We start from the raw sequence: 23423 nt of genomic DNA on the forward strand, positions 1-23423 counted from the left end.
AGTTCTTTACCGAAACTAGCCGAGGACGACGTCCAGGTAGTCGTTGGCGAACAGGCGGCGCGGGTCGAGCCGGTCGCGCAGGGCGACGAAGTCGGCGAAGCGCGGGTAGACCTTGCTCAGGTAGGAGGCGTCCCTGGTGTGGAGTTTGCCCCAGTGCGGCCGCCCGTCCAGCCGCGTCATGATCTCCTCCACACCCTCGAAGTACGCGGGGTTGGGGGTCGGGCGGTAGATGTGGCAGGCGACGTACGCCGACGCCCGCCCGTACGCGGTGGACAGCCAGGCGTCGCTGGGCGGCGTGACCCGTACCTCCACCGGAAAGGTGATCTTCCAGTCCATGCGGTCGATCAGGTCGCGGGTCTCGCGCAGCGCCTGGGCGAGACGCTCGCGCGGCACGGCGTACTCCATTTCGAGGAAGCGCACGTCCCGCCGCGCCGTGAAGATCTTGTACGAGGTGTCGACCGCCTCCGAGTCGCCCAGCGCCGCCGCGCTGACCTCGTTGATCCGCGGGATCAGCCCAGGAAGGCGGGCCCCTACCGCGCAGGCCGCGCCGAACAACGTGTTCTCCAGGAGCACGTTGTCCATCCACCGCTTGGCCGCGCTCGGCGGCTGGGCCGGGCCGGGGTGCCGGTTGTTGGTCTTGACCAGGCAGGCGTCGGTGTGCGGCAGCCAGAAGAAGTCGAGGTGCTCGTTCGCGGAGGTGAGCTCGTCGAGCGAGGAGAGGATCTCGCTGAGCGCCATCTTGCGCCGCCGGTTGTGCAGCAGGAACGCGGGCTCCACCCGGAATGTCACGGCCGTCAGCACCCCGAGCGCACCCAGCCCCACCCTGGCCGCGTCGAACAGGTCGTCGCCGGGAGCGGCGCTCGCCACCGAGCCGTCGGCGAGCACCAGCTCCAGCTCGGCGACCTGGTCGGCGAGGCCGCCGCTGTCGCGCCCGGTGCCGTGCGTGCCGGTCTGGATGGCGCCCGCGACGGTCTGCTCGGTGATGTCGCCCATGTTCGCCAAGGCCAGCCCGCGCGCGTCGAGCAGTTCGTTCAGCACCCGTAACGGAGTGCCCGCCAGCACGGTGACGCGGTCGTCCGCATATGACCTGATCCCGGTCAGCGCCTGCGGTCGCAGCATGATGCCGTCGGTGAGGGCCACTCCCGTGAAGGAGTGGCCCGTGCCGACCATGCGAACCCGCCGCCCCACGGCGGCCGCGTCCCGCACGGCGTGTACGACGTCCGGCACGGAGGCGGGGGTACGCACCTCGACAGGGGTGCCCGACTGGTTGCGCGCCCAGTTCACGAACACCATGAGCACCCCTTCACTCGATTAAAGGTGAACGATACTCACCTTTCCCAGCCTGCCGGAACCGGGAAGATGTCGCCGGGCTGCAGGTTCTGACGCTTGACGATGTCAGAGACCTTCACCAGGTGGTAGCCCTTGTTCTGCAGCGTCTTGACGATCGAGGGCATCGCGTCGACGGTCTGCTTCACCCAGTCGTGCATGAGGATGATGCCGTCGCGCTCGGCGACCTCGAGGGTCTTCTTCTTGATGGCGTCCACGTTCTTGCTGGCCCAGTCCTCCGAGCCGCCGGTCCACAGGATCATCGGCATGCCGAACTCGGCGGCGACGTCGGAGACCTGCAGGTCGGCCATGCCGTACGGCGGCCGCAGCAGCTTGGGCTCGACGCCCGCCGCCTTCTTGATGGCGTCCTGGGTCTTCTGGATCTCGCTCCTGATGGCCGCAGGCTCGATCTTCGTGAAGTCAGGATGGCTGTAACTGTGGTTGCCGAGCTCGTGGCCCTCCGCGACCATGCGCTTGACGAAGGCAGGACGGCTCTTGGCGTACTGGCCTTCCAGGAAGAACGTCGCCTTGGCGTCGTACTTCTTCAGCGTGTCGAGCAGCGTGCCGGCGTACTTGCCCGGTCCGTCGTCGAAGGTCAGCGCGATGCACTTGACCTGCTCGCAGTCGACTGGGGCTTTCTTGGGAGCCTGGGCGAAGGCGGGCGCCGGGGCGAGGGTGAGGCAAACAGCCGCGATAGCCAGGAGTGAAGTGCTTTGTCGGAACATTAGTAGAAGCTTCCAGAGTGATGGGTGTTGCGAGGGATGCACCGACGGTATCGGATCATCTCTCCGCGGGTGAAGGAGCCTCGGGAAGTCTCAGGAAATTCGAACCTCCGATCCCCACGGCCGCGGCGAGCAACGCCGCGCCCAGCGAGAGGAGGTACGCGTCGGACGCGCCGACCGCCTCGGTGAGCCGCCCGCCCGCCCACGCGCCCAGCGCCACGCCGAAGCCCACCGAGGTGGAGATCCACGCCATGCCCTCGGTGAGCAGGGACGGCGGCACCAGCCGCTCGGTGAGTGAGAAGCCGGTGATGAGCGTCGGCGAGATGGCGAACCCGGCCAGGAACAGCGCGCCCGCCATGATCCACGTGTTGCCGATGAACACGATCGGCGCCAGCCCCAGTGTGAACGCGCACAGCGCCCGCATGAACCGGCTCCGCAGAGAGATCCGCCAGTGCCGGGAGCCGAACCAGAGCCCGGACACCATCGAGCCGCCCGCGAACGAGGCCAGCAGGAATCCCGCGGCCCACTTCACCCCCCGCTCGTCGGCGAACGCCACCGTGATCAGGTCGACGGACCCGAACACCGCCCCCATCGCCAGGTAGACGCCCGACAGCAGGGCGATGCCGGGGATCAGGATGGGCGTGCCGTCCGCGGACCTGGTCTCCTGGACGGGCGGCTGCGTGCGCCGCTGCGCCGCCAGCGCGAGACTTCCGACGATCATGAAGGTCAGCGCCGCGGCCAGGCCCGCGTACGGGCTCAGCCCGGTGGCCAGCACCGTGACCAGGGCGGGCCCGGTGACGAAGACGACCTCGTCGACGACGGACTCGAAGGCGAAAGCGGTGTGCAGCTTGTGCGTGCCGCCGTGGATGACCGACCAGCGGGCCCGCACCAGCGAGCCGAGCGACAGCGAGGTGACCCCCGCCACCAGGCCGCTGGCGTAGAGCGTCCACTCCGGCAGCCGCAGGCCGGCACTGAGCATCAGGGCGGCCAGCGCGATCGCGTTGACGATGGCGAACGGGGGGATCACCCGGTTCTGCCCGAGCCTGTCCACGAGCCGCCCGGACAGCGGGGCGGCGACGGCGAAGGCCACGGTCATGGTGGCGGCGACCGCACCGGCGGTGGCATAGGAGCCTGTGAGCGCGGTGATCAGCAATATGATCCCGATGCTGAGCATGGACATCGGCATCCGCCCCACGAAACCGGCGAGCACGAAGGCCTTGATGCCAGGCCCCTCGAACAGTCCCCGGTAAGGCCCGACCACCCTGTTTCCCCCTTACTTTCGCGGCCTAACCATCCCGCACCGACTATGTGGACGGCAAGTCGTTTATCGGCGGCTTGGGTTAACGTGTCCCGAGTGTCGGGTCTTCCCTCCTTCCGGGCGGTCATGCTCATGGTCACCGCCGTGCTCGCGGTCACCGCCGCGGTCGGCGGGCTTGTCGTGCTCCTTGGCGATGACCTGGTCAAACCCGCTCAAGAGCAGGTACGCAAGCCGCCTCGAAAGCAACAACAGGCCGCACCCCGGCTCGACCAGCTCGTGCCGACGGCCGAGCCGGTCAAGGACTTCGGCGCGGGCGGTCCCGGCGTCACCGTGACCCCGCCGCGCGTGCTGGCGATCGCCCCGGCCGCGGTGCCGAAGCCGACCAGGTTCGCGCTCGGCCAGTTGAAGCACGTGCAGAAGGTGATCGTGGTGGACGCGGGCGCGGTCAAGGTGTCGGGCACCGCGCTGAACCTGCTGGCCGTCGACCCGGCCGACTTCCGCTCGTGGACGCCCCAGCCGGTGGCCGACCAGCCGGCCTTGTGGAGCGCGCTGGCCAGGGGCGAGCTGGTGGCCGACACGAGCGCCATGCGCGAGTTCGGGATGATCCTGGGCGCCATGTACCAGGTGGACGGCGGCCCCAGGCTGCGCGTCGCGGCCTCGGCCGCGCTCGGGCTGCACGGCGTGGACGGGCTGGTGGGGGCTGATCTGGGCAGGTCGCTGGGGTTCGCGCCGGGGGTCGCGGTGCTGCTGCACGGCAAGCCGGGCAAGATCAGCGAGTCGGGGGTGCGCAAGCTGCTCGGCAAGGGCGCCCAGGTCGTCACGCTGGACGCGGCCGCCCGTAAGGCGAAGACGACCCGGCAGACCCCGCAGCCGGTCACCGTGGGCCGGCCGGGCAGCTATCTGGAGCTCTACAAGGCCTCCGCCACCCGCTGCCCCGGACTGTCGTGGACGGTGCTGGCCGCGATCGGGCAGGTGGAGAGCGGGCACGGGCGCAACAACGGGCCGTCGAGCGCGGGCGCGCTCGGGCCCATGCAGTTCATGCCCGCCACCTGGAAGCACTACGGCGTGGACGGCGACAGCGACGGCAAGGCCGACATCTGGAGCCCGTACGACGCGGTGCCGGGCGCGGCCAACTATCTGTGCGCCAACGGGGCCGGCAAGGGCGGCGAGAAGTTACGCAAGGCGATCTGGTTCTACAACCACTCGTGGGACTACGTGAACAAGGTCATGAGCATCGCCGCCGCGTACGCGAAGACCTATGCGTGACTCCTCCGCTGAGGCGCCGGGCAGCAGGTGAGCGGGCAGGGGACCGGCTCGGGCTCGTCCATCAGCTCGCGCACCATCTGGACGAAACGCGGGTGCGTGCCCGCGGTCGCCGCCCGCTCCATGGGCAGGCCGATCTCCGCGGCCACCTGCCTGGCCTCGGTGTCGAGGTCGTAGACGACCTCCATGTGGTCGGAGACGAACCCGATCGGCACCAGCACCACCGACCCGGCGTCGATCTTGCGCAGGTGGTCGCAGACGTCCGGCTCCAGCCACGGCACCTGCGGCGGGCCGCTGCGCGACTGCCACACCAGGTCCCACGGCCCGGTGCGGCCGAGCGCCTGGCTGACCAGCTCGGCGCTCCTGCGCAGCTGCGCCTCGTAGAGCCCGCCGGACGGGCCCGCGGTCTCGGCCATCGCGACCGGGATGCTGTGCGCGGTGAACACGAGCCGGGCGTCGTCGCGGCCGAGCCGCTCCAGCGCCGCGCGGGTGTGGTCGGCCATCGCGGCCACGAACCCGGGGTGGTCGCCGAAGTGCCGCATCTTGACCAGCTCGGGGCCGCCCTCGACGGAGATCCTGGCGATGTCCTCGTAGTACTGGCGGCAGCTGGAGTAGCCCGCGAACGCCGACGTGGCGAAGACGGCCGCCTTGCGGATGCCGTCGGCCTTCATCTGGCGCACGGTGTCCTCGCCGAACGGGTGCCAGTTGCGGTTGCCCCAGTAGACCGGCACGCCGGCGATCGGCCGCAGCGCCTCGACCAGCTCGCGGTTCTGCTGGTTGATGGGGCTGACCCCGCCGAAGCCCTGATAATGCTCGGCGACCGCCAGCAGCCGCTCACGCGGCACCCCGCGGCCCCGCACGACGTTTTCCAGGAACGGCAGCACGTCGTCGGGCCCTTCGGGCCCCCCGAACGACAGGACCAGCACAGCGTCGTAAGTTCCCACGTGACAACCCTAGACGCGCGAGGGAACGCCCTCGTCTGGGGGAGCGGTTGTCCTTGTCGCGCGGTAGGTTCGATCGAGTGAGCGCATTCAACGACATACGTGACTATGTGGCCATCCCCCGCGTTCTCTCGCTGCGGCTCTCCCCTGACGGCTCCAGGCTGGTCTCGGTGGTCCAGTCGCTCAACCCCGACGGCAAGTCGTACGGCACCGCGCTCTGGGCGATCCCGCTCGACGGCGAACCGTACCGGCTGACCCGCTCAGCCAAGGGCGAGTCGGCCGCGGTCTTCACCGACGCCGGCGACGTGCTGTTCACCTCCGCCCGCCCCGACCCGACTGTCAAGGACTCCACCGACGAGGTGCCCGCGCTCTGGCTGCTGCCCCGCGCGGGCGGCGAGGCCCGCCAGGTGGCCGCCAGGCCCGGCGGGATCGGCGCGGTCCGTACGGCGGCCGACGTCGTCGTGTTCGTCTCCGACGTGCTCGCCGGCGAGGAGGCGGCCGACGAGGAGAAGCGCAAGGCCCGCAAGGAGGCCGGGATCAGCGCCATCCTGCACGAGGGCTCCCCGGTCCGCTACTGGGACCACGACCTCGGCCCCGGCCGGGCCAGGCTGTTCGCGGCGCGGCTCGGCGCGGACCGCCTCGAGGACGTGCGCGACCTGACCCCCGACGCGGGCGACGCGCTGCACGAGGTCACCTTCGAGCTGACGCCCGACGGCGCCACCGTGATCACGACGTGGCGGACGCAGCTGCCGAAGGGCGAGTGGCGTACCGACCTGGTGGCCATCGACGTGGCCACGGGCGAGCGGCGCGTGCTCCTCAGCGCGGACCGCTACGACTTCACCGGCCCGCTGGCCGTCTCCCCGGACGGTGGCAAGATCGCCTGTTCCCGGGATCGGTTCACCGGCCTGGACGTCTCGGCCCGCAGTGAGCTGTGGATCGCCGACCTGGCCACCGGTGAGGGGCGGGCGTACGCGCCCGACCTGTTCGCCGCCGACATCGAGTGGGCGCCGGACTCCTCGGCCGTCTACGTCGCCGCCGACTTCCAGGGCCGCCGCCCGATCTTCCGGGTGCCGCTCGACGGGGAGGTGGCCAGGCTCACCCAGGACGACGCCGCCTACCTCGGGCTCAACGCCTCCGCCGACGGCCGCTTCGTGTACGCCCTGCGCAGCGGCATCGCCCTCGCGCCCGCCCCGGCCGGCATCGACGTCGCCACCGGCGAGATCGCCGACCTGCCCACGCCCGTGCCGCGCCCCGAGGTGGGCGGCTCGCTGACCGAGATCTCCGCCACCGCCGACGACGGCGCCACCATCCGCGGCTGGCTCGTGCTGCCGGAAGGCGCCTCCGCCGAGGACCCGGCACCGCTCGTGCTGTGGATCCACGGCGGCCCCCTCGGCTCCTGGAACGACTGGCAGTGGCGCTGGCAGTCGTGGATCATGGCCGCGCACGGTTACGCCGTGTTGATGCCGGACCCGTGCCTGTCCACCGGCTACGGTCAGGACATGATCGATCGCGGCTGGGGCAACTGGGGCCCGCGCACCCAGGCCGACCTCGACGCGATCGTGGACGTGGCACTGGCCAGGGACGACATCGACAGCGAGCGCATCGCCGCCATGGGCGGCTCCTACGGCGGCTACATGGCCAACTGGCTCGCCGGCCACACCGACCGCTACAAGGCCATCGTCACCCACGCCTCGCTGTGGAACCTCGACCAGTTCGCCGGCACCACCGACGTCTCGATGTACTGGCAGCGCGAGTTCGGCGAGCCCGGCTCCGAGCGGTACGACCTGCTGTCCCCGCACAACGCCCTCGGCAAGATCACCACGCCGATGCTGGTCATCCACGGCGACCGGGACTACCGCGTGCCGATCGGCGAGGCCCTGCGCCTGTGGTGGGACCTGCGGCGCAGCGAGGTGGAGTCGAAGTTCCTGTACTTCCCCGACGAGAACCACTGGATTCTCAAGCCGGGCAACGCCGTCGCCTGGTACGAGACCGTGCTGGCGTTCCTGGCCCAGCACGTGCTCGGCCAGGAGTGGAAGCGTCCGGACTCGGTGGCATGATGACCGACTTCCTGCGACTGGCCGAGGACATCGCCCGCGAGGCGGGAGAGATGCTGCTGGCCAAGCGCCCCACCATGTCCGAGGAGATCGAGACCAAGTCCAGCCCCACCGACGTGGTCACCGCTCTGGACACGGCGTCGGAGCAGCTCATCCGCGAGCGCATCCTGGCGGCCAGGCCCGGCGACCGGATCCTCGGCGAGGAGGGCGGCGAAGATCCGGGGGAGTCCGAGGTTCGCTGGATCGTCGACCCCATCGACGGGACCGTCAACTTCCTGTACGGCCTGCCGGAGTGGGCGGTGTCGATCGCCGTCGAGGTCGCCGGCCAGGTGGTGGCCGGAGTCGTCAACATCCCGGCGCGCGGCGAGGTCTACACCGCCGCGCGCGGCGAGGGCGCCTGGCTCGGCGCCGAGCGGCTGCGCTGCAACACCGGGGTGCCGCTGTCGCAGGCGCTGGTCGCGACGGGATTCGGCTACGGGGTGGCCAGGCGCGCCGTCCAGGGCCAGGTGGTGGCGGCGGTGCTGCCGCGGGTGCGCGACATCAGGCGCGGCGGCTCGTGCGCCATCGACATGTGCCAGCTGGCGGCCGGCCGGCTCGACGCCTACTACGAGCGGGGCATCAACCCGTGGGACTACGCCGCCGCGGGCCTGGTGGCCACCGAGTCGGGAGCCCGGCTCGGCGGGTTGCGCGGCAAGCCGGTCAGCCCCGAGTTCGCGCTCTGCGCGGCTCCCGGGCTGTTCGAGGAGTTGCACGACCTGCTGGTGTCGCTCGACCCCGAGCGCGACGCCTGAGGCGCATAGGGAAACGGCCGGAGCGGCGGCTCCGGCCGTTTCTCGCGGCTAGCGGGGCAGCGGGACGCCGTGATCGTCGGCCAACCGGCGCAGATCCTCGATCTCGGCGGTGAGTGTGTCGGCGAGGTAGTCGTCGCCGACGTTACGGGCCTCCCGAAGGCCCTTATAAGCCTGGTCGAGGCGGTGTTCGATCGTGGTCGTGAACTCGCCCATCTCACCTACTCTCTAGGGGTTCGTCCGTGCAAGGGCGAAATATGCCCATTGCCGACTGATGTCCGAGCAATGGGTGTTCCGCAGGCATACCCCACCCGCTGTCACTCCGAAACATGAATTTCGCTGTGCTCTGTCTCACCGGTGGGTCACCTACCCCTGAACATGCCTTACCGTGCGCTTATCGAGGCTGTGGGCAGAATGAGTGACCAAAATCGGAGAGAGGTGTTCCAGGCGTGCGGGTGCTGGTGGTAGAGGATGAGCGGGTGCTCGCCGACGCGATCGCGACGGGGCTGCGGCGCGAGGCCATGGCGGTGGATGTGGCCTACGACGGCGGCGGCGCGCTCGAGCGGACCTCGTACATCGACTACGACGTGATCGTGCTGGACCGCGACCTGCCGGTCGTGCACGGCGACGAGGTGTGCCGCAAGCTGGTCGAGCAGCGCACCGCCTCGCGGATCCTGATGCTGACCGCGTCCGGTGACGTGGACGACAAGGTCGAGGGGCTCGGCTTGGGCGCCGACGACTACCTGGCCAAGCCGTTCGTGTTCGTCGAGCTGGTCGCCAGGGTGCGCGCGCTCGGCCGCCGCTCCGCGCCCGCGCTGCCGCCCGTGCTGGAGCGGGCCGGGATCCGCCTCGACCCGGGCAAGCGGCTGGTGGAGCGCGACGGCAGGGAGATCGTGCTCACCAAGAAGGAGTTCGCGGTCCTGGAGGAGCTGATGCGCGCCGAAGGCGCCGTGGTCAGCCAGGAGGACCTGCTGGACAAGGCATGGGACGAGAACATCGACCCGTTCACCAACGTGGTGCGGGTGACCATGATGACACTGCGGAAGAAGCTGGGCGAGCCTCAGGTGATCGAGACTGTGCCCGGGGTTGGGTACAAACTGTGACTGACGGGCCAGAGCGCGAAGCCGGGTCGACGCATCCGATGATCAGCCCGCATTCGGCACGGAAAGCGACTCGCGTGCAGGAGGCTCCGCCGCCCAGCGGCCCGCCCGCCTGGGACGGCCCGCCCCCGCCGACGTACGCGCCGGTCCAGCGCACGGCGATGGAGCGCGTGAAGGCGCTCCCCACCAAGGTCAGCATCCGCTGGCGGCTGACGCTGAGCTACAGCCTGCTGTTCTTCGTGGCCGCCGCCGCCCTGCTCTACTCGATCTACGCGATCGTCGGCAGGGCGATCGCCGAGGCGTGGCTGCCGCTGGACACCTCGGACTTCAATCCGGCCATGGCCGCGATCGCCCAGAACCAGTGGAGCCAGGCCAGGCAGCAGGCGGTGGAGACCGCCCAGAGCACGCTCTTCAGCAGCTCGCTCATGGCCCTGCTGGGCGTCGGCATCCTGGCGATCATCCTCGGCTATTTCGTCGCCGACCGGGCGCTGCGGCCGGTGGCGCAGATGACCACCACGGCACGCAAGCTGTCGGAGAGCACGCTCGCCCACCAGCGCATCGCCCTGGAAGGGCCCAACGACGAGCTGAAGGAGCTGGCCGACACCTTCGACGCCATGCTCACCCGCCTCAACGTCGCCTTCGACACCCAGCGCAGATTCGTGGCCAACGCCTCCCACGAATTGCGAACTCCGCTCACCATCAACCGGACGGTGCTGGAGATCGCCCTGTCCGATCCCGAGGCGTCCGAGGATCTCAAAGCGCTCGGCCGTACTCTCCTCGAAGTCAACGCGCGTAACGAGAAGCTCATCGAGGGACTGCTGTTGCTGGCCAGGAGCGAGCGCGAACTCGCGGTGCGCAAACCGCTGGACGTTCAGGAAGTCGCTCAGACGGCCGTGGAACAGGTCATGCCCTTCGCCGAGGAAAACGGGGTCACCGTGACGACCGATCTGGTCAGCGCGCCTACCGTAGGCGATCCCGTGCTCTTGGAGCGCTCCGTCAGCAATCTGCTGGAGAACGCCGTCAAGTACAACATGCCCGAAAACGGAAAAGTTTGGATCCGGACGGGAATGGTGGACGGTGCCTTGGTTGTTCAGGTGGCCAACATGGGACAGCACGTCCCGGCGTACGAGGTCAACAGCCTGTTCGAGCCGTTCAGGAGGCTCCACGCGGACCGCGTGGAATCGGCCAAGGGAGCGGGTCTCGGGTTGTCCATCGTCCGTGCTGTGGTGCAGGCTCACGGCGGAAACGTGGCCGCGGTGCCGCGTGAGGGCGGAGGACTAGTGGTGACCATTCGGCTGCCGAGACGCTGAATCGTGTTGCTCCGGGAACGTTCGCCCGCGTGTTGATGCACCAGGGGTGTCTCGTCCTCGGCGCACATGTGGTTGGATGTGCCGTCGAACACGGTGGTGCATGGCGCCAAGGCTGTGGGTTTCGCCATATTTGGCTAACCATTGCCGTCGGCGGCACGCCCTGACGTGTTGGGAGGTTCGTTGCCCGTTCCCGCGGGGTACCGATGGGAAATCTCCCCGGCGGTACGGGCACAAGACGGGACTCCCGGACGTTAGAAGACGCGCGGACGAGCGCGAAGACATATGGATGAGGGGGATGGAGTAAGCACAATGGCTACCGACTACGACAGCCCGCGCAAGACAGACGACGACCTGAGTGAGGACAGCCTTCAGGAGCTCCAGGCGAGGCGCACGGACAAGTCGTCCGGCAGCATCGACATCGACGAGACCGACCTGGCCGAGTCGCTGGAGTTGCCTGGTGCGGATCTGTCGAACGAAGAACTCTCCCTGCGGGTGATCCCCCGCCAGGCCGATGAGTTCACCTGCTCGCGCTGCTTCCTGGTGCACCACCGCAGCCAGCTGGCTTCTGAGAAGAACGGCCAGCAGGTCTGCCGGGAGTGCGCCGCCTGATCGCCAGGGCTCAGGGTGACACAGCGTTCGAGCCGGCGAACCCTGAGCGCGGTCGCGACCACAAGGACGGAGGCATCGCGTGGCCCAACCAGAGCAGGCCCGACCCGAAAAGGACCGTCAACGAGGAAACGAGATCGCCGACCCCGATCGCGAGGTCGGCGAGCTCGTCGGCAGGCTCACCGGACCTGGTGAGATCGAGCCGGCCGAACGGCGCAGGCTGCTCGGCCGATTGGCTCAGGCGCTGTCCGCCGGGGCGAAGAAGGCGCGCGCGAACGGCGCGGGCCGCGGTCGCTGGCTTGCCGACGTCTTCCTCAACATCGCTCCTCGCATCCCCATCCGAGATCTCCACACCCTCTCCGAGCACCACCACGGCCTCACCGGCGAGCAACTCGCCGACGACCTGATACGCACCGCCCAGAAGGCCACGATGACGGTCGGCGCCATCGGCGGGGCGCTCGCGGCGGCCGAATTCGCCGCACCGCCTCTGCTGCTCTCCGCCCCCGCGCAGCTCGTCGCGGAGACCATCGTGGTGGCGGCGATCGAGGTCAAGCTCCTGGCCGAGCTGCACGAGGTCTACGGCGTACGCGTCGAGGGCACCGGCACCCAGCGCGCGATCGCGTTCACCGCCGCCTGGGCCAGGCAACGCGGCATCGACCCCCTCGCTCCCGCCTCCGTATCGCTCGCGCTCGGCGCGGCCACCAAGACCGCACTGCGCAACCGCCTCATGCGCACGCTCGGGCGCCACCTGACCACGTTCGGCCCATTCCTCACCGGGGCGGTCGCCGGCGGCGCGCTCAACAGGATGGCGACCAAGAAGCTGGGCGAGGCCGTACGCGAGGACCTGCGCGGCAAGCTGCCCCCGCCGCCGCGCCGCGACGAGCTATCCCCTTAGCCCGCCGAAGGTCATCTTGACCAGAGTGTCGGCCAGGTCGTCAACGGAGGCGCCGCGGGCGGGCCGGTACCAGTCGGCGATCGAGTTGACCGTGCCGAACAACAGCCGCGTCACCAGCGCCGGATCCAGATCCGGCCGGATGCTCCCCTCCGCCGCCGCCTCCTTCACCAGGTGGCTGACGAAGCCGTCGAACTCCCGCCGCCGCTCCAGGGCCGTCTGCTCGGTCAGGCTGTTGCCGCGCACCCTGAGCAGCAGCGTCACGTACGGCAGCCGGTCGATGAGGATCCGCACGCTCTGCCGCACCACCCATTCGAGGCGGTCGATCGCCGGCCCCGTGGCCGCCCGCTCGTCGGCGACCAGCTCGAACAGCCCGTCGAGCGCCCGGTCCAGCGCCCGCGCGAGCAGCTGCTCCTTGCCCGGCACGTGGTAGTAGATGGCCGACTTGGTGACCCCCAACGCCCTGGCCAGGTCCTCCATGCTCGTCCCGTCGTAGCCGCGCTCGTTGAAGACGCCGACGGCGATGGCGAGCACGGACTCGGGGTCGTGCCCGCGCCTGCGCTGACGGATGGGGGTCGGGGTGGACATATGGCTAATTATCCTTTATGCCGCATCATCCTCGGCGCTTGTCGATGACCCGTCTCAGTTTCCCCACCGATCGCTCCAGCGTCTCGGGATCCACCACCTCGACCTCCACGCGTACGCCGACGGTGTCCTTGACCGCGTTACGCAGTGCCTCGGCCGCCTCCGCCCGCCCCGCGGCACCGGGACGGGCCTCGACCTTGACGGTCATCACGTCGAGCCGCGCCGGGCGGGTCAGGTGCAACTGGAAGTGCGGCGACAGACCCGGCGTGCGCAGCACGAGCTCCTCGATCTGGGTGGGGAACACGTTCACGCCCCGCAGAATGATCATGTCATCGGTCCGCCCCGTCACCTTCTCCATGCGCCGGAACGCCGGCCTGGCGGTGCCGGGCAGCAGCCGCGTCAGATCGCGCGTGCGGTAGCGGACGACCGGCATGGCCTCCTTGGTGAGCGTCGTGAAGACCAGCTCGCCCGCGTCCGCCGGCTCGCCGGTGAAAGGGTCGACCGTTTCCGGGTAGAAGTGGTCCTCCCAGACGTGCAGCCCGTCCTTGCTCTCCACGCACTCGTTGGCCACGCCGGGCCCCATCACCTCTGACAGGCCGTAGACGTCCACGGCGTGCAGGTCGAAGCGCTCCTCGAGCTCGGCCCGCATCCGCTCCGTCCACGGCTCGGCGCCGAAGATCCCGATCCGCAGCGACGACGCGCGGGCGTCCAGCCCCTGGGCGTCGAACTCGTCCAGCAGCGCCAGCATGTAGGACGGCGTGACCATGATGATGTCCGGCCGGAGGTCCGTGATCAGCCGTACCTGCCTGGGCGTCATGCCGCCGGAGACCGGCACCACCGTGCAGCCCAGCCGCTCGGCCCCGTAGTGCGCGCCCAGCCCGCCGGTGAACAGGCCGTAGCCGTACGCCACGTGCACGACGTCGCCCGGCCTGCCGCCCGAGGCGCGGATCGAGCGGGCCATGACGTCCGCCCAGACGTCGAGGTCCTTCCTGGTGTAGCCCACGACGGTGGGCCGCCCGGTGGTGCCGCTGGAGGCGTGGATCCTGGCCACCTGCTCGCGGGGGACGGCGAACATGCCGTACGGGTAGTGCTCGCGCAGGTCCTCCTTTGTGGTGAACGGGAACTTCGCCAGGTCACCGAGGTCCTTGCAGTCGCGGGGATGCACGCTATGACTGTCAAATTTTTGCCGATAAAACGGGACATTTTGGTAGGCGTGGTGGAGCGTCCATTGCAACCGCTCCAACTGCAGCGCCATGAGCTCGTCACGGGACGCGCGCTCGATCGCGTCGAGCTCGTCGGGCGATGGGGGATCTCCGAGTCTCACTTCACCTCCCGGCTCCGGCCGCGAAATTCCGCGATCACCTGGCCGGTCAGCAGGTCTCCCTTGGCAACTGACCGAATGTTCGGTAAACATTTCACCGTCCGGCCGATCCTTGTCAAGAGGGTGAGCATCATGTTCGAGCAGCACCGCCAGACGCTGGAGAAAGCCCTTTCCGCGATAGCCAGCCGGGAATACTGGAGCGCCTATCCGGAGTCACCCAGCCCGCGCGTCTACGGCGAGGGGGCGGCCGAGCGGGGCAAGGCGGCGTTCGAGTCCCTGCTCGGCAAGCCGTTCCCGCTCGACCAGCCGGGCACCGGGTCGTGGATCGGCGCCGAGCGCTCGCCGTACGGGATCGACCTCGGCGTCACCTACCCGGAGCCGGTCGCGGAGGACCTGATCGGCGCCGCCAAGGCGGCGATGCCGGCCTGGCGGGACGCCGGGCCCGACAGGCGCGCGCTGGCCTGCGTCGAGATCGTCGACCGGATCAACCGGCGCAGCTTCGAGCTGGCCAACGCGGTGCAGCACACGACCGGGCAGGCGTTCGTGATGGCGTTCCAGGCCGGCGGGCCGCACGCGCAGGACCGGGCCCTGGAGGCCGTCGCGTACGGCTACGCCGCCATGACCTCCTCGGCCTCGCACGCCCGCTGGGAGAAACCGGGCAAGGGCGAGCCACTGGTCATGGACAAGCGCTTCACCGTCGTGCCCAGGGGCGTCGCGCTGGTGATCGGCTGCAACACGTTCCCGACGTGGAACGCCTACCCGGGACTGTTCGCCTCGCTCGTCACCGGCAACCCGGTGATCGTCAAGCCGCATCCGCGCGCGGTGCTGCCGCTCGCGATCACCGTGCGGATCGCCCGCGAGGTGCTGGCCGAGGCCGGCTTCGACCCCGCGCTGGTCTCCCTGGCCGCCGAGGAGGGCCAGGGCCTGGCCAAGACCCTCGCCACCCACCCCGACATCCGCATCGTGGACTTCACCGGCTCGACGGAGTTCGGCGACTGGCTGGAGCGCAACGCCGTCCAGGCCCTCGTCCACACCGAGAAGGCGGGGGTCAACACGATCGTCGTCGACTCCACCGGCTCCTGGCGCGGCATGCTGGGCAACCTGGCGTTCTCGCTGTCCCTCTACAGCGGTCAGATGTGCACCGCGCCGCAGAACATCCTCATCCCCGCGGGCGGCATCGAGACCGATGAGGGGCACAAGAGCTTCGACGAGGTCGCCTCGGGGCTCGCCGCCGCGGTCGGCAAGCTGCTCGGCGACGACGCCCGCGCGGTCGAGCTGACCGGCGCCATCGTCAACCCCGGCGTCCTGGCCCGGGTGGAGGAGGCGCCCGCGCTCGGCGACGTGGTGCTGCCGTCGCGGGCGCTCAAGCACCCGTCGTTCCCGGACGCGGTGATCAGGACACCGGTGATCGTACGGGTGGACGCGGCGCGGTCCGACGTCTACGGGCAGGAGCACTTCGGGCCCATCTCGTTCGTCATCCCGACGGCCTCCACCGAGGAGAGCCTGGAGGTGCTGCACCGCACGACCAAGGCCCGCGGCGCGCTGACCGCCGCCGCCTACTCCACCTCCTCCGCCGTGCTCGACCAGGCCGAACGGGCGGCCATCGACGCGGGTGTCAACCTGTCGTGCAACCTCACCGGCGGCGTCTTCATCAACCAGTCGGCCGCCTTCAGCGACTACCACGGCACCGGCGCCAACCCCGCCGCCACGGCCTCGCTGACCGATCCCGGATATGTGGGGGGCCGCTTCCACATGGTGCAGTCCCGGCGACCGGCATGACCGGCGCGCGGTCCAGGCCCGCCGACTGACGGCGGCGATCCGCTGGGGCGGGTCGAGCCGCCCGGTCGCCGCCGGAGAGCCGGGCCGCGAGAGCGGGAAAGGATTCCACGACCGGTAACGGGAGGAGAGCCATGGCCAAGCCGTTCGCCTCGTCGGCGGATCTCGCGGAGAAGAGTCAGTCGCTGGAGGTGCCGGCGGACGGCGTGTACGCGCTCACCGCCGAAGGCGACCCCAACGTGGGCGCCATCGAGGGCGAGGACTTCCTCGTCTGCTTCGAGGCCCTGGCCACGCCCGTGGCCGCCCGCGAATGGCTCATCCGGTTGCGCGAGCACACCGACAAGCCGATCAGATACCTGGTGCTGTCGCACTACCACGCGGTCAGGGTGCTGGGCGCGTCGGCGTTCGGGGCGGACGTGATCGTGGCGCACGAGAAGACCCGGGAGCTGATCGCCGAGCGCGGCCGGCAGGACTGGGCCAGCGAATACGCCAGGATGCCCCGGTTGTTCAAGGAGCCGGCGTCGATACCGGGGCTGACGTGGCCGACGGCGACGTTCAGCGACCGGTTCACCATCGACCTGGGCGGCGACCGGGGCGACCTGGTGCTGGCCTACTGCGGTCGCGGCCACACCGAGGGCGACCTGGTGGCGTGGCTGCCCAGGCGGCGGATCATGTTCGCCGGCGACCTGGTCGAGTCGCAGGCCGCCCTCTACACCGGCGACGCCTTCCACCGCGAATGGTCGTCGGCGACTCTCGACCGGGTGGCGTCGTTCGGAGCCGAGACGCTGGTCGGCGGCAGGGGAGCGGTGGCGTACGGCAAGGCAGAGGTGGCCGCGGCCATCGCGCAGACCCGCGACTTCCTCGCTGTGATGCTGCGCGAGGTCGGCGCGGCGAGCACGCTCAAGGAGGCGTTCGACCGGACCCACCGGGCGCTGGAGCCCCGCTACGGCGGATGGCCGATCTTCGAGCACTGCCTGCCGTTCAACGTCTCCCGCCTGTGGGACGAGTTGCACGGCGTCGAGCGGCCGCGCGTCTGGACCGCCGAGCGCGACCGCGCGGTCTGGGACCAGCTCCAGTCATGAACGCGCAGGTCATCGTGATCGGCGCGGGCCCGGTCGGGCAGAGCGCCGCGCTGCTGCTGGCCCGCTGGGGCATCCAGGTGCTGGTGCTGGACCGGCGTCCGGGGCGGGACCCCGCCGGGTCGCGGTCGATCTGCCAGCAGCGCGACGTGCTGGACATCTGGGCCGCCGTGGGCGCGGGCAAGGTGGCCGAGGAGGGTTTGACCTGGACCACCGCCCGCACCTACTACCGCGACCGCGAGCTGTTCTCCTGGTCGTTCGAGCGGGAGGGGTCGCTGCCGCCTTTCGTGAACATCTCGCAGGCCCGCACCGAGCAGATCCTCGACGCGGCCATCGCCGCGCAGCCGCTCATCGAGGTCCGCTGGAACCACGAGGTGACAGGGCTCACGCAGGACGCCTGCGGCGTGACGGTCCACTGCGGGCAGCGGCTGCTGCGCGCCCCCTACGTGCTGGCCTGCGCGGGCGCCCGAGCCCAGCAGGTACGCCAGTCGCTCGGCGTCTCCTTCGACGGGGAGACGTTCGACGACCAGTTCCTGATCTGCGACATCAAGGCCGACCTGCCCGGCTGGGAGAACGAGCGGCGCTTCTACTTCGACCCGGTCTGGAATCCCGGCCGCCAGGTGCTGATCCATCCCTGCCCCGGCGGCACGTTCCGGATCGACTGGCAGATCGCGCCAGACTTCATCCCAACAAAGACCGATATTTCGCGAAAAATCAGGCAAATCATCGGCGACCATCCGTACGAGCTGCTCTGGCACAGCACGTACCGCTTTCACTCCCGCATCGCCTCCCGCATGCGCGTCGGCCGGGTCCTGCTGGCGGGCGACTGCGCCCACCTGGTGGCCCCGTTCGGCGCGCGCGGGCTCAACTCCGGCGTGCCCGACGCCGAGAACGCGGCCTGGAAGCTGGCCTTCGTGCTCAACGGCTGGGCGGGGGAGGAACTGCTGGAGTCCTACCACGTCGAGCGGCACGCTGCCGCGCTGGAGAACCTTGAGGTCACCGCCGCCACCATGCGGTTCCTGGCGCCGAGGACGGTGGAGGAGCGGATGCGCCGGCGGGCGGTGCTGGAGGGCGGACTGGTCGCGGAGGTCGACTCGGGGCGGTTCGCGGAGCCGTACTGGTATGTCGGCTCTCCGCTCACCACGCCGGAGCCGACGCGCCCGTTCCAGGGCCGGCCGCCCAAGGGGGCGCTGTGCGCGCCCGCGCCCGGCGTGATCCTGCCCGACATGGCGTTGCCGGGAGGACGGCTGCGCGAGATGTGCCGGGATGGATTCCTAGCTCTTCTGGGCGAAATGTGCGATTCGAGTTTGTTTATGCAGGTCCTGGGCAAGGTCATTACGGCGCCGCTCGCCGTGCGCGGGCTCGCGGAGATCGATGGGACTGGCTCGCTCGCTGCAAGGCTCGGTGCCGGGCCCGATGAGGCATGGCTCATCAGGCCCGATTCCCACATCGCCGCGATCATCCCCCATGCGGGGCCGGAGTCGGTGGCGGTCGCCGTGAGCCGCGCGCTCGGCGGCTCGACCGACACTTGACCCCCAAATGAGGAGGAACTGCGTGACTGGCCGGAGCTCGTTTCTGATCGTCGCGAACCGCTTGCCGGTGGACAGGATGATCGGGCCTGACGGAGCGGCCTCGTGGCGCAGGAGTCCCGGCGGGCTCGTGACCGCGATCGCGCCGGTGATGCAGCGCCGCCACGGAGCCTGGGCCGGCTGGCACGGAGCGCCCGACGAGAGGCTGGAGCCGTTCGAGCAGGGCGGCATGAATCTCATCCCCGTCCCCCTGTCGGCGCGTGAAGTGGAGCTCTACTACGAAGGCTTCTCCAACGCCACCCTCTGGCCGCTCTACCACGACGTGGTGGCGCCGCCGGTCTACCACCGGGCGATGTGGGAGGCCTACCGCGAGGTCAACGAGCGTTTCGCCAACGCCGCCGCCGAGGCCGCCGAGACGGGCGCGGTCGTCTGGGTGCAGGACTACCAGCTCCAGCTCGTGCCCGCCATGCTGCGCAAGCTCCGGCCGGACCTGCGGATCGGGTTCTTCCTGCACATCCCGTTCCCGCCGACCGAGCTGTTCTGGCGGCTGCCGTGGCGCAAGGAACTGGTCGAAGGGCTGCTCGGGGCCGACTTGGTGGGCTTCCAGCTGCCCGGCGGCGCCTCGAACTTCCGCAGGTTGTGCCGGCGGCTGCTCGGGCTGCCGTACAAGGGGAACGAGATCTTCCTAGACGACCGGGTGGTGACCACGCAGGCCTTCCCGATCTCCGTGGACTTCGGGCAGCTCGACGCCCTCGTACGCGAGCCGCACATCGTGGCGCGGGCCAAGGAGATCAGGATGGAGCTCGGCGACCCCGAGCACGTGCTGCTCGGCGTCGACCGGCTCGACTACACCAAGGGCATCGGGCAGCGGCTGGAGGCGTTCGGGGAGCTGCTGAAGGACGGACGGCTGAAGGCCGGCGAGGCGGTGTTCGTGCAGATCGCCACGCCGAGCCGGGAGCGGGTGGACGAATATCGCCGGCTCCGCGACGACATCGAGCTGCAGGTCGGCCGGATCAACGGGGAACACGCGCAGCTCGGCTATCAGCCGGTCCAGTATTTCCACCAGTCCTACGACCAGGAGGAGCTGGCCGCGCTCTATCTCGCCGCCGACGTTATGATCGTGACGCCGCTGCGCGACGGAATGAACCTGGTGGCCAAGGAGTACATCTCCTGCCACCACGACCTGCACGGGGCGCTGGTGCTCAGCGAGTTCGCCGGCGCGGCCGACGAACTGCGCCAGGCCTATCTGGTCAATCCGTACGACGTCGAAGACGTCAAGAGGCAGATGCTGGCCGCGATGCGGGCCACGCCGCACGAGCTGGCCCGGCGGATGCGCACGATGCGCCGCCGGGTGGCCACCTACGACGTGGACCGCTGGGCGAGCGAGTTTCTCACTGCCCTGGAGTCACCTGCTTCAGCGACTTCCACGCGTCGTAGCGCTTCTTGGCGGTCCGGTTGACCACGATCTGCGCCACCGACATCCCGACGCCCATGAGGACGGCGTAGCCGATCGCCTCGCCCAGGCTGACCTCGGGCGAGTCTGTGTCGATCGGCGGCTCCTTGCCGGTCGTCTTCACCCAGACGAACCCGAGGATCTTCCTCGCCGCCCAGGCGGTCGCGAGGCCCACCAGGCCGCCGATGACTCGCCAGGCCATGTCGGGCTTGTCATCCGCCATCCCGATCTCCCTTCCCCATTTGTAACGAACACTAGTCTCTACCGCTTGCCAGGCCTGCGAAGCCGTACCATATGGAGGCATGACTCAACAGCGACTAGGCCATGCCACCATGCCGGAAAAGCCGACCCTCGACGGCTTGGAGCAGGTATGGGTAGCTCGCTGGGAGGCCGACGGCACCTACCGCTTCGACCGGTCCAAGCCGCGTGATCAGGTTTACTCCATCGACACGCCGCCGCCGACCGTGTCGGGGTCGCTGCACGTCGGTCACGTCTTCTCCTTCACCCACACCGACATCATGGCCCGCTATCAGCGGATGATCGGCAAGTCTGTCTTCTATCCGATCGGCTGGGATGACAACGGCCTGCCCACGGAGCGGCGGGTGCAGAATGTCTACGGCGTGCGCTGCGACCCGTCACTGCCCTACGACCCGGACTTCGTTCCACCGGAGAAGCCCGGCAAACGCGAGATCTCCATCTCGCGGCGCAATTTCGTGGAGCTTTGCCACAAGCTGACCGCCCTGGACGAGCAGGCGTTCGAGGAGGTGTGGCGGCGGGTCGGCCTGTCGGTGGACTGGTCGCTGCTCTACACCACGATCAGCGACGAGGCGCGCGCGGTGTCGCAGCGGGCGTTCCTGCGCAACCTGCGGCGCGGCGAGGCGTACCTCGCAGAGGCGCCGACGCTGTGGGATGTCACGTTCCGCACCGCCGTCGCGCAGGCCGAGCTGGAGGACCGGGAGTGGCCCGGGGCCTTCCACCGCATCTCGTTCTACGGTGAGCAGGGGCCGGTCTGGATCGAGACGACCAGGCCCGAGCTGATCCCGGCGTGCGTGGCACTGGTCGCGCACCCCGACGACGAGCGCTACCAGCCGCTGTTCGGCACCTCGGTGCTGACGCCGCTGTTCGGGGTCGAGGTGCCGGTGCTGGCGCACCGCCTGGCCGAGCCGGACAAGGGCACCGGGATCGCGATGATCTGCACCTTCGGCGACATCACCGACGTCACCTGGTGGCGGGACCTGCACCTGCCGACCCGGCCGGTCATCGGCTGGGACGGGCGGCTGCTGCCCGAGCCGCCCGAGGGCGTGGAGGCGGAGCCGTACAAAGAGCTGGCCGGCAAGACCGTGCACAGCGCGCGCGAGCGGATCGTGGAGCTGCTGCGCGAGTCCGGCGACCTCGAGGGCGACCCGAGGCCCGTGCAGCGAACGGTGAAGTTCTACGAGAAGGGCGACAAGCCGCTCGAGATCGTCACCACCCGCCAGTGGTACATCCGCAACGGCGGACGCGACGAGGAGCTGCGCCGGCGGCTGCTGGAGCGCGGGAGCGAGCTGATGTGGCACCCGCCGCACATGCGGGTCCGCTACGACAACTGGGTCGAGGGGCTCACCAGCGACTGGCTGATCTCCCGCCAGCGGTTCTTCGGCGTCCCCTTCCCGGTTTGGTATCCGATCGACGAGTCGGGGCAGCCCGTCCACGACGCGCCGATCGTGCCGTCAGAGGACATGCTGCCCGTCGACCCGTCCTCCGACGTGCCGCCCGGCTACACCGAGGACCGGCGCGGCGTGCCCGGCGGGTTCATGGCCGACCCGGACGTCATGGACACCTGGGCCACCTCGTCGCTGACGCCGCAGATCGCCGGCCGCTGGGAGAGCGACGACGACCTGTTCAAGCGGGTCTTCCCCGCCGACCTGCGGCCGCAGGCGCACGAGATCATCCGTACCTGGCTGTTCTCGACCGTGGTCAGGTCGCACTACGAGTTCGACGAGCTGCCGTGGAGCGACGTCGCGATCTCCGGGTGGATCCTCGACCCCGACCGCAAGAAGATGTCGAAGTCCAAGGGCAACGTGGTCACCCCGCTCGACCTGCTGGAGCAGCACGGCTCCGACGCCGTGCGCTACTGGGCGGCCAACGGGCGCTATGGCGTGGACACCGCCTTCGACGCGGGACAGCTCAAGATCGGACGGCGGCTGGCCATCAAGATCCTGAACGCCTCGAAGTTCGTGCTCGGCCTGGCCGAGAGCGAGGGATCGGTCACCGCGCCGCTGGACCTGTCCATGCTGGCGGCGCTGTCGGACGTCGTGCGCGAGGCGGGGGAGGCGTTCGAGGCCTACGACCACACCAGGGCGCTGGAGGCCATCGAGCGCTTCTTCTGGGCGTTCTGCGACGACTACCTGGAGCTGGTCAAGGCCCGTGCTTACGAGTCCGGCGCCGCCGCCGCGTCGGCGCACGCGGCGCTGCGGGAGGCGCTCGACGTGCTGCTGCGGCTGTTCGCGCCGTTCCTGCCCTTCGTGACAGAAGAGGTGTGGTCCTGGTGGCGCGAGGGCTCGGTGCACCGGGCCCCGTGGCCGTCGGCCCTGGAGCGCGGGGCGGGCGACCCGGCGGTGCTGACCGTGGCCTCCGAGGTGCTCGGGCGGATCCGCAAGGCCAAGTCCGAGGCCAAGCTGTCGATGCGGGCCGAGGTGTCCCGGCTGACCGTCACGGGGCCGGAGGCCGAGCTCGTGCGGCAGGCGCAGGACGACCTGTGCGCGGCGGGCAACGTGGAGGAGTTCGTGCTGGACCACGGCGACGAGCTCCAGGTCGAGGTCCACCTGGGCTGACGTCCGGGATGGCGGGGGGACGCCGGGCGTCCCCCCGCCTTTTACGTGTCCCGGGTGACGTCGCGGTGGAGGGAGAGGAACAGCGAGTACGCCTCCCCGTCCGGCGCCGGCTGCCGCATCCGGAAGTCGTCGAGCACCTCCCGCAGCCGCCGAAGCAGCTCGGCGTGCCCCTCGGCGGTGAGCCTGAGTCCCAGCCTGGTGAACTCGCCCTCCTCGACGTCGACCAGCCTGACCTCCTCCAAGAACGCGTCCAGGATCGCCGCGTTGGCCCCGGTCACGCCGCTCTCACGGACGTCCATCTCCCATGACTTACCGGTGGCCCGGTAGGGGATCTCGGTCGAGCCACGCGGGCCGGGGCGGCTGGGCTGGGCGGCCAGGAAGCCGGTGCCGACGAGCTTGCGTACGTGGTGCAGCGTGGTCGCCGGGTTCGTGCCCAGCCTGCCGGCGATCTCTTTGTTGGTGAGCGCCTGGTCCAGGCAGAGCCGCAGGATGCGCAACCGGATGGCGGAGGCCAGCGCGCGGGCCTCGGCTTCGGTGGCGGGGCGGAGATGGGTGCCCATGACGGTCACTCTATAACCGATTGACTTTTATCAATCGGTCGTGGAGT

The 23423-nt window shown here is 69.8% G+C and carries 21 protein-coding genes; 12 read left to right on the forward strand and 9 right to left on the reverse strand.

The features are described 5' to 3' along the window. Nucleotides 1-15: 15 nt before the first annotated feature. From ACTMTI_RS27075 to ACTMTI_RS27085, 3 genes are read right to left on the reverse strand one after another with little or no spacing between them, the layout of a single operon-like run. A complete protein-coding gene (locus tag ACTMTI_RS27075; protein WP_441123335.1) occupies nucleotides 16-1293 on the reverse strand; it encodes a D-arabinono-1,4-lactone oxidase in 1278 nt (425 codons plus the stop codon). 35 nt (nucleotides 1294-1328) lie between these two features. Continuing rightward, the gene (locus tag ACTMTI_RS27080) at nucleotides 1329-2051 is read right to left on the reverse strand and encodes a polysaccharide deacetylase family protein (protein WP_441123336.1); all 723 of its coding nucleotides are present in this window, start codon (nucleotides 2049-2051) and stop codon (nucleotides 1329-1331) included. Nucleotides 2052-2106: 55 nt separating this feature from the next. Beyond that, nucleotides 2107-3309, reverse strand: a complete 1203-nt coding sequence (locus ACTMTI_RS27085) for an MFS transporter (RefSeq protein ID WP_441123337.1) — start codon at nucleotides 3307-3309, stop codon at nucleotides 2107-2109. Between the two features lie 93 nt (nucleotides 3310-3402). On the opposite strand from ACTMTI_RS27085, the gene ACTMTI_RS27090 reads away from it, so the two are divergent. Continuing rightward, on the forward strand, nucleotides 3403-4572 hold the full coding sequence (locus ACTMTI_RS27090; RefSeq protein ID WP_441123338.1) for a lytic transglycosylase domain-containing protein: 1170 nt from the start codon (nucleotides 3403-3405) through the stop codon (nucleotides 4570-4572). On the opposite strand, the gene ACTMTI_RS27095 is transcribed toward ACTMTI_RS27090, so the two are convergent. Continuing rightward, entirely contained in the window at nucleotides 4563-5513 is a 951-nt protein-coding gene (locus tag ACTMTI_RS27095; protein WP_441123339.1) for a ferrochelatase, read from the reverse strand. The genes ACTMTI_RS27090 and ACTMTI_RS27095 overlap by 10 nt on opposite strands. Before the next feature lie 77 nt (nucleotides 5514-5590). Between ACTMTI_RS27095 and ACTMTI_RS27100 the strand changes: the two genes are divergently transcribed. Continuing rightward, entirely contained in the window at nucleotides 5591-7567 is a 1977-nt protein-coding gene (locus tag ACTMTI_RS27100) for an alpha/beta fold hydrolase (RefSeq protein ID WP_441123340.1), read from the forward strand. Next, complete coding sequence (locus tag ACTMTI_RS27105; RefSeq protein WP_441123433.1) at nucleotides 7567-8355, forward strand: inositol monophosphatase family protein; 789 nt, start codon at nucleotides 7567-7569, stop codon at nucleotides 8353-8355. Before ACTMTI_RS27100 ends, ACTMTI_RS27105 begins: the two co-directional genes overlap by 1 nt. Before the next feature lie 48 nt (nucleotides 8356-8403). Here ACTMTI_RS27105 and ACTMTI_RS27110 read toward each other — a convergent pair whose 3' ends face one another. Continuing rightward, complete coding sequence (locus ACTMTI_RS27110) at nucleotides 8404-8568, reverse strand: hypothetical protein (protein WP_441123341.1); 165 nt, start codon at nucleotides 8566-8568, stop codon at nucleotides 8404-8406. A gap of 233 nt (nucleotides 8569-8801) precedes the next feature. Between ACTMTI_RS27110 and ACTMTI_RS27115 the strand changes: the two genes are divergently transcribed. From ACTMTI_RS27115 to ACTMTI_RS27130, 4 genes are all read left to right on the forward strand, one after another. Next, nucleotides 8802-9455, forward strand: a complete 654-nt coding sequence (locus tag ACTMTI_RS27115) for a response regulator transcription factor (protein ID WP_441123342.1) — start codon at nucleotides 8802-8804, stop codon at nucleotides 9453-9455. A gap of 38 nt (nucleotides 9456-9493) precedes the next feature. Next, nucleotides 9494-10762 carry a sensor histidine kinase gene (locus tag ACTMTI_RS27120; RefSeq protein ID WP_441123434.1) on the forward strand — a complete coding sequence of 423 codons (1269 nt, stop codon included), beginning with the start codon at nucleotides 9494-9496 and terminating at the stop codon, nucleotides 10760-10762. A 309-nt stretch (nucleotides 10763-11071) separates the two neighbouring features. Next, complete coding sequence (locus ACTMTI_RS27125) at nucleotides 11072-11371, forward strand: DUF4193 domain-containing protein (RefSeq protein WP_350807437.1); 300 nt, start codon at nucleotides 11072-11074, stop codon at nucleotides 11369-11371. A 79-nt stretch (nucleotides 11372-11450) separates the two neighbouring features. Continuing rightward, complete coding sequence (locus ACTMTI_RS27130) at nucleotides 11451-12263, forward strand: hypothetical protein (protein WP_441123343.1); 813 nt, start codon at nucleotides 11451-11453, stop codon at nucleotides 12261-12263. Here ACTMTI_RS27130 and ACTMTI_RS27135 read toward each other — a convergent pair. After that, nucleotides 12252-12848: a TetR/AcrR family transcriptional regulator gene (locus tag ACTMTI_RS27135; protein ID WP_441123344.1), complete on the reverse strand. Its 597-nt coding sequence runs from the start codon at nucleotides 12846-12848 to the stop codon at nucleotides 12252-12254. The genes ACTMTI_RS27130 and ACTMTI_RS27135 overlap by 12 nt on opposite strands. A gap of 25 nt (nucleotides 12849-12873) precedes the next feature. Beyond that, nucleotides 12874-14169: a phenylacetate--CoA ligase PaaK gene (gene paaK, locus ACTMTI_RS27140; RefSeq protein ID WP_441123345.1), complete on the reverse strand. Its 1296-nt coding sequence runs from the start codon at nucleotides 14167-14169 to the stop codon at nucleotides 12874-12876. Between the two features lie 129 nt (nucleotides 14170-14298). Between paaK and paaN the strand changes: the two genes are divergently transcribed. From paaN to ACTMTI_RS27160, 4 genes are all read left to right on the forward strand, one after another. Then, nucleotides 14299-15945 (forward strand): phenylacetic acid degradation protein PaaN, encoded by a 1647-nt coding sequence (paaN, locus tag ACTMTI_RS27145; protein WP_441123346.1) that lies wholly within the window; start codon nucleotides 14299-14301, stop codon nucleotides 15943-15945. Between the two features lie 131 nt (nucleotides 15946-16076). Beyond that, entirely contained in the window at nucleotides 16077-17024 is a 948-nt protein-coding gene (locus ACTMTI_RS27150; RefSeq protein ID WP_441123347.1) for an MBL fold metallo-hydrolase, read from the forward strand. Continuing rightward, entirely contained in the window at nucleotides 17021-18553 is a 1533-nt protein-coding gene (locus tag ACTMTI_RS27155; RefSeq protein WP_441123348.1) for an FAD-dependent monooxygenase, read from the forward strand. The genes ACTMTI_RS27150 and ACTMTI_RS27155 overlap by 4 nt, the downstream gene beginning before the upstream one ends. Before the next feature lie 22 nt (nucleotides 18554-18575). Then, nucleotides 18576-20009, forward strand: a complete 1434-nt coding sequence (locus tag ACTMTI_RS27160) for an alpha,alpha-trehalose-phosphate synthase (UDP-forming) (RefSeq protein ID WP_441123349.1) — start codon at nucleotides 18576-18578, stop codon at nucleotides 20007-20009. On the opposite strand, the gene ACTMTI_RS27165 is transcribed toward ACTMTI_RS27160, so the two are convergent. Continuing rightward, complete coding sequence (locus ACTMTI_RS27165; protein ID WP_441123350.1) at nucleotides 19942-20226, reverse strand: DUF4235 domain-containing protein; 285 nt, start codon at nucleotides 20224-20226, stop codon at nucleotides 19942-19944. The genes ACTMTI_RS27160 and ACTMTI_RS27165 overlap by 68 nt on opposite strands. A 79-nt stretch (nucleotides 20227-20305) precedes the next feature. On the opposite strand from ACTMTI_RS27165, the gene valS reads away from it, so the two are divergent. Beyond that, the gene (gene valS, locus ACTMTI_RS27170) at nucleotides 20306-22816 is read left to right on the forward strand and encodes a valine--tRNA ligase (protein ID WP_441123351.1); all 2511 of its coding nucleotides are present in this window, start codon (nucleotides 20306-20308) and stop codon (nucleotides 22814-22816) included. A 41-nt stretch (nucleotides 22817-22857) separates the two neighbouring features. On the opposite strand, the gene ACTMTI_RS27175 is transcribed toward valS, so the two are convergent. Continuing rightward, on the reverse strand, nucleotides 22858-23376 hold the full coding sequence (locus ACTMTI_RS27175; protein ID WP_441123352.1) for an ArsR/SmtB family transcription factor: 519 nt from the start codon (nucleotides 23374-23376) through the stop codon (nucleotides 22858-22860). Between the last annotated feature and the right edge of the window lie 47 nt (nucleotides 23377-23423).

Source organism: Nonomuraea sp. H19, from assembly GCF_052068215.1.
GTDB lineage: Bacteria > Actinomycetota > Actinomycetes > Streptosporangiales > Streptosporangiaceae > Nonomuraea.

What these genes read in the sequence shown, in the direction of transcription:
- ACTMTI_RS27135 (WP_441123344.1), bottom strand. Translation starts at nt 12,848, where the DNA reads ATGTCCACCCCGACCCCCATCCGTCAGCGCAGGCGCGGGCACGACCCC.
- ACTMTI_RS27080 (WP_441123336.1), bottom strand. Translation starts at nt 2,051, where the DNA reads ATGTTCCGACAAAGCACTTCACTCCTGGCTATCGCGGCTGTTTGCCTC.
- ACTMTI_RS27125 (WP_350807437.1), top strand. Translation starts at nt 11,072, where the DNA reads ATGGCTACCGACTACGACAGCCCGCGCAAGACAGACGACGACCTGAGT.
- ACTMTI_RS27120 (WP_441123434.1), top strand. Translation starts at nt 9,494, where the DNA reads ATGATCAGCCCGCATTCGGCACGGAAAGCGACTCGCGTGCAGGAGGCT.
- ACTMTI_RS27075 (WP_441123335.1), bottom strand. Translation starts at nt 1,293, where the DNA reads ATGGTGTTCGTGAACTGGGCGCGCAACCAGTCGGGCACCCCTGTCGAG.
- ACTMTI_RS27150 (WP_441123347.1), top strand. Translation starts at nt 16,077, where the DNA reads ATGGCCAAGCCGTTCGCCTCGTCGGCGGATCTCGCGGAGAAGAGTCAG.
- ACTMTI_RS27110 (WP_441123341.1), bottom strand. Translation starts at nt 8,568, where the DNA reads ATGGGCGAGTTCACGACCACGATCGAACACCGCCTCGACCAGGCTTAT.
- paaN (WP_441123346.1), top strand. Translation starts at nt 14,299, where the DNA reads ATGTTCGAGCAGCACCGCCAGACGCTGGAGAAAGCCCTTTCCGCGATA.
- valS (WP_441123351.1), top strand. Translation starts at nt 20,306, where the DNA reads ATGACTCAACAGCGACTAGGCCATGCCACCATGCCGGAAAAGCCGACC.
- ACTMTI_RS27175 (WP_441123352.1), bottom strand. Translation starts at nt 23,376, where the DNA reads ATGGGCACCCATCTCCGCCCCGCCACCGAAGCCGAGGCCCGCGCGCTG.
- ACTMTI_RS27105 (WP_441123433.1), top strand. Translation starts at nt 7,567, where the DNA reads ATGACCGACTTCCTGCGACTGGCCGAGGACATCGCCCGCGAGGCGGGA.
- ACTMTI_RS27165 (WP_441123350.1), bottom strand. Translation starts at nt 20,226, where the DNA reads ATGGCGGATGACAAGCCCGACATGGCCTGGCGAGTCATCGGCGGCCTG.
- ACTMTI_RS27155 (WP_441123348.1), top strand. Translation starts at nt 17,021, where the DNA reads ATGAACGCGCAGGTCATCGTGATCGGCGCGGGCCCGGTCGGGCAGAGC.